Genomic DNA, 12794 nt, shown 5'->3' with positions numbered 1-12794 from the left:
TTTAAACAGCCTCTCGGCCTCTGCAAGGCTTTCCCTCGTAACCTGATGCTTTGCCCGCTCCGAGCAAGTAGGTTTCGTAAGCGTTTAGATTGTCGGGTGGCTTTCGTCTGACGATCTCGAGCTCGGCACCAGAGAGTTGACCATCGTAGCCGGCCAGGGTGGTAGCAATGCTGCCGGTTACCTCGGTCTGAACCTCGAATATGTCCTCTGCTTGTCTGTCAAAGCGTTGCGACCAGATGTAACCACCTGTCGTCACGTCGATCAGCTGTGCAGTAATGCGCAGTTTTTCCCCGCTCGCCTGAAGGCTGCCCTGCAGGAGGTACTTCACTCCAAGCTCCCCGCCAACGCTTTGCGCATCTTGTCCCCTTGTAGCGCTCGGTAGAGCTACGAGCGACAACGAGAAGGTTGCGGGAGTGAGACAGGTCGGTGATGATGTCCTCGGTCAACCCGTCCGCTATGCGTTCCCATTTCGCGTCACCGCCGAGATTGTTGAAAGGCAGCACGGCAAGCGAAGGTCGGTCACTGCTGATGAGGCGAGGCTGTTGCAGCCAAGCGGGGATACCGAGGGCAGCAACCCCGGCAACGACAGCGACAAGCACCGCTGCGGCGGCGGCGCCGATCCAGCGATGTCGCGGGTCTGGCAGATCACATCCGCCGACCGGAAGATGGTGCGCTATCGGTCCCGCCGACCGCCGGAGGTCGAACAGCGGGAGAAGCTGCGTGACCTCGCCAACGAGCTTCGGCGCTTCGGCTGTCGGCAGCACTGTCGTGGAGCAACGGTCAGGCGGAAGGCCTAATTAACGGCCTAAGCGTGAATGTATGGCAGAGCTGGCCGGTAGCTGCTCAGAGCACGCACGCTGCCGCTCAACCAAAATCGCCACCACACAAAGCAAGGAAGAGCCGCTTAATGTGAGAAGCGAGATGGTGATAATCCAGATATATCTACCGAAGCCGAATGACCTGCGGCAAGTCCCGCCATAATTTTGCCAGCCATAGGTCCCAAGCCGAACCCATGTCCGCTAAATCCGGTTGCTAAGAGCAGACCTGGTCGCTCATGGACATGACCCATAACCGGAACAACGTCCGGAAGCGCGTCAATGACACCCGCCCAAACCGCTTCGATCGCAAGTTCGGCAAGCTGGGGCACAAACTGACGCAATTCGTCCTGGGCTTGTCGTACGCGATAATGTGCAGGCCGAGCGCCTTCCGAACTTGGCGCTATGTCTGCTATCGGGCTTGCAATGCGCGAAGACATGAACCGTAGAATTGGACCGAAATAATTCACGCGAGCCGCGTCAGGGTTGGCTCTTCTGGTTTCTCTATAGTGGTGTAGGTATCGCCAGGAGTCGAGCCGTACGTCATATTCGCCACCAGCGACCGAGAATATAAATGCCCCCTTCTCATCCTGCCTTAATCCGGTGAATGGGAGCGAGATGCAGCATGTTAGTGTTAAGCCGGGTGCAGGAAGCGTGCGCGCGACGGTCGCCCGAATGCGTTCCTGCGGCAAATTATAACCGACCCCTCGCAGGAGTTTGCCGCTCCCCGTCCCGGCGCTACAAAGAACCCGGTCCGCGCGATAGAGCTTATCGTTAACCCAAACCCCGTGAACATTTCCGGCTTGCAGCTCAAGCTGCGTAACGTGAGCACCCAAGATGACAGAAACGCCTAGCTCTACTGCGGCCTCAAAAAAAGCTCTCGTCGTCCGGCCTGGTTCGGCGCGCCCGTCTGAAGCGGTGAACATTGCGCCGCAGAGGCTAGCTTTATCTGAGAGGAATGGAAGTTTTTCGCGGGTTTGTGCCGATGTAAGCAGGATTGTATCGAGGCCAAAGTCTTTTGCTTTTGACTGCCAGTCGGCTTGGCGCGCGGTCTCGCGATCATTAGTAGCTAAAACAACGTTCCCGCCTCGAAGCCAGCCGACCTTCCGGCCAAGGTCCTCTTCAAGGTCATTCCAGAGGCGTAATGCGGCGATGGCGAGGGGAAGCTCACGAAAGTCCCGCCCCTGTTGGCGAACGAACCCGAGGTTTCGACCAGATTGGCCTGAACCGGGTGTGTCACGCTCGACGATGAGCACCCTTAAGCCTAAGCGTGCTGCATAGAATGCCGTGGAACAGCCGACGATACCGCCGCCGATAACAATCAAGTCCCACTTTTGAGATGGACCAATGCCTTGCCGAGTTCGCATTTAGTGGACTTTCGACAGGAACGAGCGCGTGCGCTGGAAAGCGGGTTTGTCGAATATTTCAGAAGGCGCCCCACATTCGACAATCTCGCCAGCCTGCATAAACGCAATTCGATTGCACACCTCTCGAGCAAAAGACATTTCGTGCGTCACCACCATCATGGTCAGACCTTCGGCTGCCAGAGAACGCATGACGTCGAGGACTTCTCCGACAAGTTCGGGGTCAAGCGCACTGGTCGGTTCATCAAAGAGCAAGACCTTAGGCTTCATTGCCAATGCGCGTGCAATTGCGACCCGTTGCTGTTGACCGCCCGACAACATCCGGGGATAGCTTTGCATTTTATCGGCCAAGCCGACCCGCTCTAAAAGCGCGGTTGCCTGCGCTTCGGCATCACGTCTTGCAAGGCCTCGAACATGAACCGGCGCCTCAATGACGTTCTCAAGAGCGGTTTTGTGTCCAAAGAGGTTGAAGTTCTGAAACACCATCCCAATCCCAGCACGCTGGCGGGCAACCAACTTCTCCGGAAGCTCATGGGCAAGGTTACCGACGCGTCGGTAGCCGATCAATTCCCCATCGACTGTGATGCTGCCCCGCTCGATTCGTTCAAGATGGTTGACGCAGCGCAGAAGTGTCGATTTTCCGGAGCCGGAAGGACCAATAAGGCTAATGACCTCACCGGTAGCGATTTCCAGATTGATGTCATTGAGGACAGTCATGCTGCCGTAACTTTTCGATACCCTGTCAAAGACAATCATCGGATGGGACATGTTATCGAGCCTTCTGGCGAAAGAGACGTCGGCGTTGTGTGATATTGGCTCGCTGGCTTGAGCGAGCGAAGTGACGCTCAATGCGAACCTGAACTGCACTCAGGATGGTGGTCGCGGCCAAATACCAGATGCATGCGACGATCAATAACGGTATCGTTTGGAAGTTACGCGAATAGATAGTTTGGGCAGAATAGAGAAGATCTGCCAGCGAGATCACGCTAACGAGGGATGATGTCTTGAGCATTCCGATCGTCTGATTGCCTGTCGGCGGTATGATGATGGGCATAGCCTGTGGTAACAAAATGCGCCACAATGTTTTCCCATTAGTCATGCCCAGGGATTTCGCGGCCTGTCTTTGGCCAGGGTCGACCGACATCAGGCCGCTTCGAATGATTTCGGACATATAGGCACCCTCGTTCAACCCAAGCCCGAGTACCGCCGCGGTGACGGGCGATATGAGGGTGTTGGTGGGCACCGAGACCCACAATGAAGTGAACGGTACGCCTACAGAAAGCTGCGGGAACAGAGCCCCTAAATTGTACCAGAAAATCAATTGCACCAAAACGGGAGTGCCGCGAAAGAACCAAATGTAAGCGTTGGCGACTGTCGAGATGACAACATTATCGGCCATCGCCATGATCGCGAAAATGGTTCCAAGTACCACACCGATAACCATTGTTACGACCGTGAGCCATATGGTCAGAGAAAGCCCCCAGAGAATGCGACTGTCAAACAGATAGTCCGCGACTACATCCCATCCAAAATTGGGATTCGATGCAATCATCGTCGCGCAGTAGAGGACTAAGAGGATCAGCAACGTAGCAGCGGACCGGGTTTTCCAAGTGCTAGCCGGCACATAGGTTAGCATTGGTCGATCCGGTGAAGCGGTGGGGGCAAGCGTTAAATCGTTTGACATGATCGCTGTCTCTCAGGAATGGCCACTTTGCTGCGGCCGGTGAGAGGGCACCGGCCGAGATGGTTATTTTGTCTGGGGTACGGTAGCGAGATTAATGCCAGGCTCATGCTCCATTGCCATTGGCAAGACAGTCCACTTGGCGTAGATCTTCTCGTAATCGCCGTTCGCCCTGATCTCCTTTAGAGCGAGCAGCAGAGCGTCGCCGAGATCTGTTTCATCCTTGCGAAACGCAATGCCACTCGGCATTCGGGGTAGAATTTGCATCGGAATGACTTTGACTGGATGCGGTGCTACCTTCTGAATTTCTCCAGCGAGGGCTGCCGAGGTCAAAACGAAATCACTGCGGCCTGAATAGAGAGACAGCAAGGTCGCTTCTGATGTTCCAAATTCGGAAACGGAAGGCTTGTCCTTGCCGGCTGCAACGCACGCATCCCCTATTTCCTTGGCGATCATTCCAACCCATTCTGTTCCGCTTTGGGCTGAGCCTTTTAGACCGCAAAGGCCAAGATGGTCTTTTATTTCAGACCCTTTTTGCTCAAGGACATAAGCGGAAGACGTCGTGTAGCCATAGTCGACGAAACTGACAACTTTCTGGCGTTCAGCATTGTCTGTGATGCCTTCCATGGCGATGTCCCATCGCCCGGCTTGAACACCTGGTATGAGGGAGTCGAATGAAACGGACGTAACATCGACTTTTACGTTAAGCCGGTCAGCAATCGCATTCCAAAGGTCGACTTCGAATCCGACGATTTCCCCTGCGTCGTTGACCGATTGGAATGGTGGATATTTTGCATCCGTAACGAGTTTGATGACGCCGGCATCTCTATATATATGAGGTAGGATATCCGCGGCCGTCTGCGCATGAACGGCGCCTGTTGTTAGAACGACGCCGACCGCTACCCAAGCAGTTGCCGCCACTGCAGTCTGGTAGCGTTTTGCTTTCACTGCACTCATATTTGCTCTCCCATTTTGTGGCCTAAACTATTCGCGAGCCACCGGCCGTTGTCGCTCGCATTTCCCTTTTCGTCCGCATTGCGTACGAGAGTTCCACCTCATCCCACGCCTCAGCATTCCAGCGATGCAGTGATCTCAATCTCGACCTTTGCGCCTGGTGCAGGAATCTCGCAAATGAGCATCGTGCTCGTGGGCCGAATATCTCGGAAGACTTCGCCCAGCACGGCCGTAACGTCAGCCGCGCAGGCCTGATCAACGACATACACCCGGCTGACAACGGCATTTGCGAGGCTGCCGCCGGCCTGCCGAAGCGCCTTGTCGATAGAGGCGAGCGCGTTCCTGGCTTGCTGGGCCGCATTGTCGGGAAAGTTACCGGTGTCCGGGTCCCGCCCGGTCGTGCCGGAGACATAGACTGTAGTGCCGACTATGACGGCTTTGGCATAACCCGCCATTTCCTCCGACGGAACACCGGCGAATATACGGTTTTTCATAATGGTCTCCTCGCGTATTGCCTTTAGAACAAAGGCTCTCTCTTTTCGGGTGAAGGCTCGAATAAGGCTGACGCCAGGCCTGTTCCTTGTCAGGACCGCAGAACGCGGCGCAGCCCTGCAAGTCGGTCAATGACCACCATGGCCACGGCAGATAGCAGAATGAGCGAACTCGCCAGCGCCGCCGCCACTGCGTCGTATTGAAACTTGATGTACGAGTAGAGCTCGACCGGAAGCGGCGTCCAGGATGGAGGAGCGAGGAAGACCGAGATCGGGAAATCGTTCCACGACAAGATGAAGCAGAGCGTAAGGCTTGAGATCAACCCCGTACGGATCACTGGTAGCGTCACCGAAAACAGGGTCCTGATGCGCCCAGCCCCTACGTTACGCGCCGCCTCTTCGTAGGAGGGATCAAAATTGAGCAGGCTCGCGGTCAGTATCCGTACGGCGTAGGGCATGATATGGATTGCATGCCCCACGAGCAGCGGGACCAAACCGGATCCGTACCCGACACGAACGAAGTATATATAGAGGGCGAGACTGAGGATCGTCGTCGGGATCAGCAGGGGTGTCATGAGGATCAGATTGATCGCTCCCTTGCCAGGGAAGTTCGTGCGCGCCAGCGCGATAGCAGCTGGCAGCGCGAGAGCATTGGCGATGAGAGCGGCCGCAAGGCCCAAAACCAAACTAACTCCCATTCCTCGAAGAAACGTCTTCGAACTCCAGGCGGCTCTGAACCAGTCGAGGGTGAACCCGTTTGGCGGCAGAACGAATTCACGTGGATTGACCGCCACGATCAGCGTTACCGCGATCGGGAAGATCAGGAAGGCCATCATCGAAAATGTGACGAGCCGCAGTGCAATGGTGCTGATATCCCAACGAGTCATCGTTTTGCCTCCAGCCGGCTGAGTATGAGGCGGCCGGCAAGCGCGGACATGCCCAAGATAAGCAACGCGTTCACCGAAACCATGATCACCGAGAGCGCCGAAGCGAATGGAAGATCGTTGTTCAGAAGCGCCTCGCGATAAATGACCAAACCGATCATCTGCGTATTGCTGTCGCCGATCATCAAAGGAACCGCGAAAGCAGCGAAGTTCAGCGAGAAGACGATCACAAGACCGGCATAAAGACCTGGCGTCGACAACGGAAAGACTATCTTCCAGAAGGCGGTCCACCGGTTGGCGCCAACATTGCGAGCAGCTTCGACCAGGAAAGGATTGATGCGCTCGATGGAATCGAGCAGCGAAAGCACGATGTAGGGCGTGCCGATGTACACAAGGAGGATAACCACTCCCTTTATGTCCCACATGTAGCGCACGGGCTGGTCATATACGCGAAGGGCGATCATGAGTGAGTTCATGAGACCGCCCCCCCGGAAGATTACAATCCACCCATAGACGAGCGTCACTAGGCCTATCAGCAGAGGAGCCATCGTCAGCGCCATGAGCACATTGCGCTGCAGCCCCGAGGTCTTCGCGATGTACAGAGCGACCGGATAAGCGCAGATCACCGAGATCGCAGTGGCCAGGAGCGCGATGCGAACCGAGAACCAGAGCGTATTCACCAGGTACCAGGGTTCGGTCAGGAAACGCGTGTAGTTCTCGAGGGTCATCGCCTCAACTATATAGGCCCCTTCCGCAAGCTCATTGAAGCTCGTACGAAATACCCAGACCATGGGAAAGGCTACGAACAATAGCAGCGCGAGCAACGCGGGCGAGAGAAAAGGAAGAATTCGCCGGGTCATCTCAGGCATTCCTCTCGTCGGGAATGAGGCGCAGATGTTCCGGTGAAACGCAAATCCAGACGCGGCTTCCACTCTCGATGAAACTGTCGAAATTGTGAACTTCGGCGCGCAGGATATCGCCGCTGTCGAGGCGCACCGAATAGCGCAGCAGCGCGCCGAAATATTCGGCCAGGACCACTTGCCCTGTCAAAATGTTATCGCCGTCAGCGGCGGTCGTTTTGAGCGTCACCCGTTCGGGGCGAATGAGTGCACGCACCTTGGTACCCAGAGCTACGGGTTGTTTCGTAACTGCGCGCAACATCTGACCTGAGCCGAGTTTCACCTCGACTCCTCCGCCTTCCGCGCTTGTTACGATGCCTCCGAGGAAATTGGTGATGCCGACAAAATCTGCCACGAAGCCGGTCGCAGGATTTTCATAAAGCTCGAATGGCGCTGCAACCTGTTCCACTTGCCCCTTGTTCATGATCACCACGCGGTTCGACATTGAAAGCGCCTCTTCCTGGTCGTGGGTCACGTAGAGTGTGGTCATTTTCATCCGCGCCTGGAGTTCCTTGAGTTCCCGGCGCATGGTGACGCGGAGCGCGCGGTCGAGATTCGAGAGCGGCTCGTCCATGAGTAGGACCTGCGGTTCCAGTGCCAGCGCGCGGGCGAGCGCCACGCGCTGCTGTTGCCCGCCCGAAAGCTGGCGCGGCAGCCGGTTCTCATACCCCGAGAGGCCGGTTGTCGTAAGCGCTTCCGCGACTTTGTCGCGGATGAAGTTCCGATTTTTCTTTCGCAGTTTCAGGCCGAAAGCGACATTCTCAGCCACCGTCATATGGGGCCAGAGTGCATAATTTTGGAAGACGAAGCCCAGATCGCGCTTTTCCGGCGGTAGGTGGGTAACGTCGCGGCCACGGACCCGGAGTAAGCCGCCGGAGGGATCGACGAAGCCCGCGATCATCCTGAGCGTCGTGGTCTTTCCACAACCGCTCGGGCCGAGCAGCGACACGAACTCCCCCTGGCCAACATCGAAGGATACATTGTCGACGGCCGTCATCGCGCCATAGCGCTTCGTGATCCCCTCGACCTGAATTGAATCATTGGACATGGTTGCATTGTTCCTGTTCTGGCAGTTCCGCCGGGAACGCGCCTTGCCGAAAGGCCCGGCTCACAAGGTTAGCCGTGGCGCTCGATCGTGCGTGCACCACGGCCGCTTGCTTAGCGCGTAGCCTTCTGGTTCAGCTGCTGCTGCCAGCCCGCTTTGTTGGCAGTGATCTTCTCCTGATCCGGCAGGTAGAGACGGCCGAATGCATCGTTCAGCACAAGCAGATCCCGGAACTCAAAATCATCGGGTATTTCGGCATTCTTTACCGTCGGCGCGTAGAGATTCCGTGTCGCGAAAGCAACCTGGACCTCCGAACTGAGAATGTAGTTTACGAAGGCCGCCGCCATCGCCGAATTCTTTGCATCCTTGTGGATGTTTACGCTTGTGATCAGCGGGAAAGTGCCTTCTTCCGGGCGTACGAAGCTCACATTCGTCACGCCTTTCGACAGCAGTTCCTTCATCCGTCCGGTTGCGAGCATTCCAAGCCAGGCATCCCCCGTTTCGAAGAGCGAAACCATCTGGCTTTCGACATCCAGCGAGCCGATTAGATTGCCGCTCTTGATCAACTCGGCCATGCGGTCGAGCCCGGGCTCGACATTGTCGATACTGCCGCCGTTCTTCTCCGCCTGCAGAACGGTGAGACTGAGGGTTGGGATATGGTCGATCCCGTAGATGACGACGCGGTTCTTGTATTCGGGTTTCCAAAGCTCGTCCCAGGTCGCCGGGACGGTGGTGACCGTGTCCTTGTTGTAGGCCAGTACGTAGTCGCCGACGTTTGCAAAGACGGTGTAGGGCGAGTGGACCGCATTTGGATAAAGATTTGCCATGTTCGGGATCTTTGCAGGATCGAGCTTCTGCCAAAGCCCTTCCTTCTCGCCCGCTATGGAATTCAGTAGCGTATTGGTGACGACGTCGACCTGGCCCAACCGTGCCTTGATGAGGTGATCGGGGCTCGCACCCACCACCCATTCGATGCGGCAATTGTGCTCCTCTTCGAATTTTTGCGCCACGGCTTGATAGGTGGCCTGATAGCTGCCGCCCCAGGTCGTAACCCTTAACGCGCAATCTTCCGCGACTGCCATTCCCGCCCAGGACACTGAAATCGCAGCACCGGCAATGAGATGTCGAATATACATTTGTGACTCCTCCCGTCTGACAAATGAAAGGCTGGCAGAACCGCTGCCTCGGCATGTGTCCGGTTCATCGTTCGATGACTCCGGAGGCCTGCCCGCCCGCACCAGATGCTGGCGCAGATGGTTATTCCTCGTTGGGTACCCTCGCTGCGCGGCGGGCACGCAGATCGCTCAGCGAGTAGCGGCAGTGGATGGCTTCCGGATCAACGACCAGTTCGATCAAGGCAGGTTTGCCGGCGGCGAGGCAGCGTTCGAAGGCGGGGGCGAATTCCTTGGTGCAAGTCACCCGTTCTCCATGAGCGCCGTACGCTTTCGCCAGCAGCAAGAAATCGGGATTCGTGAGATCCGTGCCATTGACACGCCCCTCGAGACGGGTTTCCTCATGGATGCGGATCGTGCCGTAGAGCCCGTTGTTGAAGAGCACAATAATGATATTCACCCCGTATTGGACGGCTGTCGCCAGTTCCTCGCTGCTCATCTGGAAGCAGCCGTCGCCGACGAATTCCACCACCACCCGATCGGGATGGGCGATCTTCGCCGAGATCGCCGCCGGGAGCGAATAGCCCATCGAGCCGCTGATCGGGCCGAGTTGCGTGTGCAGGCGATAGTGGGGGAAATAGCGCTGGCTCCAGGTGGCATAGGCCCCGACGCCGTTCGTGACGATCGCATCCTCCGGCAGGCGTTCGCGCAGCCAGCCCATCACTCCGGGCAGATCGATTTCGCCTGGACAGGGCTGCGGCTCACGCTCCTTCATCAGGGTGGCGCGCAGCGTCGAGGTCCAGTCGGCATGTTCGGCGCGCGGGGTTGCCGATCGGCGTGCCAATGCGCGGGCGGTGGCGTCATTGTCCGCCGCCAGCGCCAGATCAACCTGAAACACTCGATTGAGATCGCCGTGATCGGGCATAACGTGAACGACCCTTTGCCTGGGGCGCGGGATCGAGAACAGCGTGAAACCCTCCATGTAGCCGGCACCGATCGTGTTCACGTCGCTCAAGGCATCATTCAACATCAGGATGAAATCGGCTTCGCGAATATGCGCGAGCAAGGTGGGGTTGGAGCCGATGCCGATCTCGCCGACGTAACAGTCGAGACGATGATCGATGATGTCACGTCGACGGAAGGTCGTGACCACTGGCAGGCCAAGATTGGTGGCGAAGCGCTGAACGTCCTCGCGCGCCGTTTCGCTCCAGCCCGAACCACCGACGACCACCAGCGGCTTTGCTGCCGCCGCGAGCATTGCAAAGATGCGGTCCAAATCCTCCTCGCGCGGCGCGCCTGCATGCGAGGCGACGGCAGGCCGCGCCGAAGGCGCCACGTCGCACTTCTCCTCCAGCACATCCTCCGGCACCACAAGGACGACCGGCCCTCGGCGCCCCGAAAGCGCCGTCGCCCAGGCACGCTGGATGAATTCGGGGATCCTCGCCGGATCGTCGATTTGCCCCACCCATTTGGCCATCGGGGCGAACATTGTGCGGAAGTCATAGGACATGAAGGCCTCGCGCTCGAGAATGGAACGCTTGACCTGGCCGACTATCAGGATCATCGGCGAGGAATCCTGAAACGCGGTATGGACGCCGTTCACGGCGTTCGTCGCGCCGGGGCTGCGCGTGACGAAGGCGATCCCGGGCTTTCCCGTCAGCTTTCCATAGGCTTCCGCCATCTGGGCTGCGCCGTTTTCATGGCGGCAGCTGACCGATCGGATGCGCGGATGGCGCGTGGTTAGAGAGTCGAGCGCAGTGAGGAAGCTCTCTCCCGGGACATGATAAACGATCTCTGCCCCGTTCACGGCAAGTTCGTCAGCGAGTATTTCGGCACCTTTTCTCATTCTTTCCTCCGCCGCGTCAGCCGATTACAAATGGATTTGCGATCTCTTCGGCGGTCGACAGCCAGACCGCTTTGGTCTGCAGATATTCGTAGATCCCGGCCACGCCGTTCTCGCGTCCGATGCCGCTTTTCTTGTAGCCGCCAAACGGCGTGGTATAGGAAATGTCACGATAGGTATTGACCCAGACGCTGCCGGCCTCGAGCCGCTCCGACATCTTCAGCGCAAGGCGCATGTCCGAGGTCCAGACGCCGGCACCAAGACCGAACTCGCTGTCATTGGCGATTGCGAGGGCTTCTTCGGGTTCATCGAACACGATGGCCGAAAGAACGGGGCCGAACACCTCCTCCCGCGCGATGCGCATGTCGTTGTTCACGCCGGCGAAGATGGTCGGCTCGATAAAGTAGCCAGTGCCGCATTCCTCAACGTCGGGGCGCCCGCCGCCGAGGATGAGCTCGGCGCCTTCCCGGCGAGCGATATCGATATAGCCGAGGACCTTTTCGAACTGCATGCTGTTGGCGATCGGCCCGATCTGCGTTTCGACCTTGCGCGGATCGCCGATACGCGCCGTCTTTGTGAAGACGGCGAGCTTCTCCAGGAACTCGTCGTGGATTGAGCGGTGCACCAAAAGACGCGAGCCGGCAATACAGGTCTGGCCGACGGCACCGAAGATCCCCCCTACGACGCCGCGCACCGCATTGTCGAGATCGGCATCGCCAAAGACGATATTGGGGGATTTGCCGCCCAGTTCGAGGCTTACGCGCTTCACGTCTTTTGCAGCGAGGGAATAGAGATGGGCGCCTGTCTTCGTCGAACCGGTGAAACCCACGTGGCGGGTCAGCGGATGCGTGACAAGCGGCTCGCCGACCTCAGGGCCGTAGCCGGTGACGACATTGATCACGCCGGTCGGGAATCCGGCCTTCTCGACCAGCTCCATCAACTTAAGCGCGGTAGCGGACGTGAATTCGGCCGGCTTCATCACCAATGTGTTACCCGCCGCCAGGGCGGGGGCAGCCTTAAGGGAGAACAGGAGCAGCGGCGCGTTCCACGGTACGATGCCGACGCAGACGCCAAGCGGCTCGTGACGAGAAAAGCTCAGCGCAGGCTTGTCACAGGGGTGAAGCGTACCTTCGATCTTGTCGGCGAAACCGGCATAGTAGTGATACCAACGCGGGATGTAGCGGATCTGATGTGTCATCTCGGCGAGCAGGCGACCGTTGTCACGCACCTCGATGTCGGCGAGCGCGTCGGCGTGCTCCTCGATCAGGGCGGCGAACCTCTGGATAATGCGTCCGCGTTCGGTCGGGTGCATCTTGCCCCAAGGACCCTGGCTGAAAGCACGATGGGCCGCACGTACCGCGCGATCTGCATCTTCCGCATTGCCGCGCGGGACAAGGGCCCACGGCCTTGCGGTGAAGGGATCCACCGTCTCGATGTATTCCCCTGATGCCGGGGCGACCCATTGGCCGTCGATATACATGGACAGTTTCGGCAGGTTTTGCATGGATATATATCTCCTCCTCGCGTCGTGAGGCCGTGCCTCAGCGTCATTTCTATATCTATTGCGATTTAAAATGACATTCCTTTGACGTGTCAAGGACAGAATTACGCTGGCAAAAAAACAAATAAAATGCCTAAAATATCGCCATCTGTGTCTAATTATGCCCGAATATTAGGCATAACCGGCAAATTCTCGACTTTTTGAC

At 57.6% G+C, this 12794-nt stretch carries 12 protein-coding genes and 1 pseudogene; 1 reads left to right on the top strand and 12 read right to left on the bottom strand.

Going from position 1 to position 12794, the window contains the following annotated elements; all coding sequences use genetic code 11:
* Position 1: 1 nt before the first annotated feature.
* Positions 2 to 328, bottom strand: a complete 327-nt coding sequence (locus M1D43_RS26330; protein WP_026030088.1) for a hypothetical protein — start codon at positions 326 to 328, stop codon at positions 2 to 4.
* 304 nt (positions 329 to 632) lie between these two features.
* Here M1D43_RS26330 and M1D43_RS26325 point away from each other — a divergent pair.
* Positions 633 to 761: pseudogene (locus tag M1D43_RS26325) on the top strand (IS3 family transposase); the annotation flags it as partial.
* Positions 762 to 904: 143 nt separating this feature from the next.
* On the opposite strand, the gene M1D43_RS26320 reads toward M1D43_RS26325, so the two are convergent.
* The 11 genes from M1D43_RS26320 to M1D43_RS26270 form a co-directional block, all read right to left on the bottom strand.
* A complete protein-coding gene (locus M1D43_RS26320; protein WP_234835553.1) occupies positions 905 to 2140 on the bottom strand; it encodes an NAD(P)/FAD-dependent oxidoreductase in 1236 nt (411 codons plus the stop codon).
* Between the two features lie 42 nt (positions 2141 to 2182).
* The gene (locus M1D43_RS26315; protein WP_010968133.1) at positions 2183 to 2947 is read right to left on the bottom strand and encodes an amino acid ABC transporter ATP-binding protein; all 765 of its coding nucleotides are present in this window, start codon (positions 2945 to 2947) and stop codon (positions 2183 to 2185) included.
* Between the two features lies 1 nt (position 2948).
* The gene (locus M1D43_RS26310) at positions 2949 to 3815 is read right to left on the bottom strand and encodes an amino acid ABC transporter permease (protein ID WP_044558330.1); all 867 of its coding nucleotides are present in this window, start codon (positions 3813 to 3815) and stop codon (positions 2949 to 2951) included.
* A gap of 111 nt (positions 3816 to 3926) precedes the next feature.
* Entirely contained in the window at positions 3927 to 4817 is an 891-nt protein-coding gene (locus M1D43_RS26305) for an ABC transporter substrate-binding protein (RefSeq protein ID WP_017276625.1), read from the bottom strand.
* Between the two features lie 110 nt (positions 4818 to 4927).
* A complete protein-coding gene (locus tag M1D43_RS26300; protein WP_010968136.1) occupies positions 4928 to 5308 on the bottom strand; it encodes a RidA family protein in 381 nt (126 codons plus the stop codon).
* Between the two features lie 89 nt (positions 5309 to 5397).
* Complete coding sequence (locus M1D43_RS26295) at positions 5398 to 6192, bottom strand: ABC transporter permease (RefSeq protein WP_014528259.1); 795 nt, start codon at positions 6190 to 6192, stop codon at positions 5398 to 5400.
* Entirely contained in the window at positions 6189 to 7049 is an 861-nt protein-coding gene (locus tag M1D43_RS26290; RefSeq protein WP_014528258.1) for an ABC transporter permease, read from the bottom strand. Before M1D43_RS26290 ends, M1D43_RS26295 begins: the two co-directional genes overlap by 4 nt.
* Before the next feature lies 1 nt (position 7050).
* Complete coding sequence (locus M1D43_RS26285) at positions 7051 to 8136, bottom strand: ABC transporter ATP-binding protein (protein ID WP_014528257.1); 1086 nt, start codon at positions 8134 to 8136, stop codon at positions 7051 to 7053.
* 110 nt (positions 8137 to 8246) lie between these two features.
* Positions 8247 to 9269 (bottom strand): ABC transporter substrate-binding protein, encoded by a 1023-nt coding sequence (locus tag M1D43_RS26280; RefSeq protein WP_014528256.1) that lies wholly within the window; start codon positions 9267 to 9269, stop codon positions 8247 to 8249.
* 121 nt (positions 9270 to 9390) lie between these two features.
* Entirely contained in the window at positions 9391 to 11091 is a 1701-nt protein-coding gene (locus M1D43_RS26275; protein ID WP_014528255.1) for a thiamine pyrophosphate-binding protein, read from the bottom strand.
* Between the two features lie 16 nt (positions 11092 to 11107).
* A complete protein-coding gene (locus tag M1D43_RS26270; RefSeq protein ID WP_017276626.1) occupies positions 11108 to 12592 on the bottom strand; it encodes an aldehyde dehydrogenase in 1485 nt (494 codons plus the stop codon).
* Positions 12593 to 12794: the final 202 nt, after the last annotated feature.

Source organism: Ensifer sp. R1-3 (assembly GCF_056739175.1).
Note: the sequence above shows the minus strand (reverse complement) of the source record. Positions and strands in the feature narration are given on the sequence as shown.

What these genes read in the sequence shown, in the direction of transcription:
- M1D43_RS26315 (WP_010968133.1), bottom strand. Translation starts at nt 2,947, where the DNA reads ATGTCCCATCCGATGATTGTCTTTGACAGGGTATCGAAAAGTTACGGC.
- M1D43_RS26310 (WP_044558330.1), bottom strand. Translation starts at nt 3,815, where the DNA reads ATGCTAACCTATGTGCCGGCTAGCACTTGGAAAACCCGGTCCGCTGCT.
- M1D43_RS26305 (WP_017276625.1), bottom strand. Translation starts at nt 4,817, where the DNA reads ATGAGTGCAGTGAAAGCAAAACGCTACCAGACTGCAGTGGCGGCAACT.
- M1D43_RS26300 (WP_010968136.1), bottom strand. Translation starts at nt 5,308, where the DNA reads ATGAAAAACCGTATATTCGCCGGTGTTCCGTCGGAGGAAATGGCGGGT.
- M1D43_RS26295 (WP_014528259.1), bottom strand. Translation starts at nt 6,192, where the DNA reads ATGACTCGTTGGGATATCAGCACCATTGCACTGCGGCTCGTCACATTT.
- M1D43_RS26290 (WP_014528258.1), bottom strand. Translation starts at nt 7,049, where the DNA reads ATGACCCGGCGAATTCTTCCTTTTCTCTCGCCCGCGTTGCTCGCGCTG.
- M1D43_RS26285 (WP_014528257.1), bottom strand. Translation starts at nt 8,136, where the DNA reads ATGTCCAATGATTCAATTCAGGTCGAGGGGATCACGAAGCGCTATGGC.
- M1D43_RS26280 (WP_014528256.1), bottom strand. Translation starts at nt 9,269, where the DNA reads ATGTATATTCGACATCTCATTGCCGGTGCTGCGATTTCAGTGTCCTGG.
- M1D43_RS26275 (WP_014528255.1), bottom strand. Translation starts at nt 11,091, where the DNA reads ATGAGAAAAGGTGCCGAAATACTCGCTGACGAACTTGCCGTGAACGGG.
- M1D43_RS26270 (WP_017276626.1), bottom strand. Translation starts at nt 12,592, where the DNA reads ATGCAAAACCTGCCGAAACTGTCCATGTATATCGACGGCCAATGGGTC.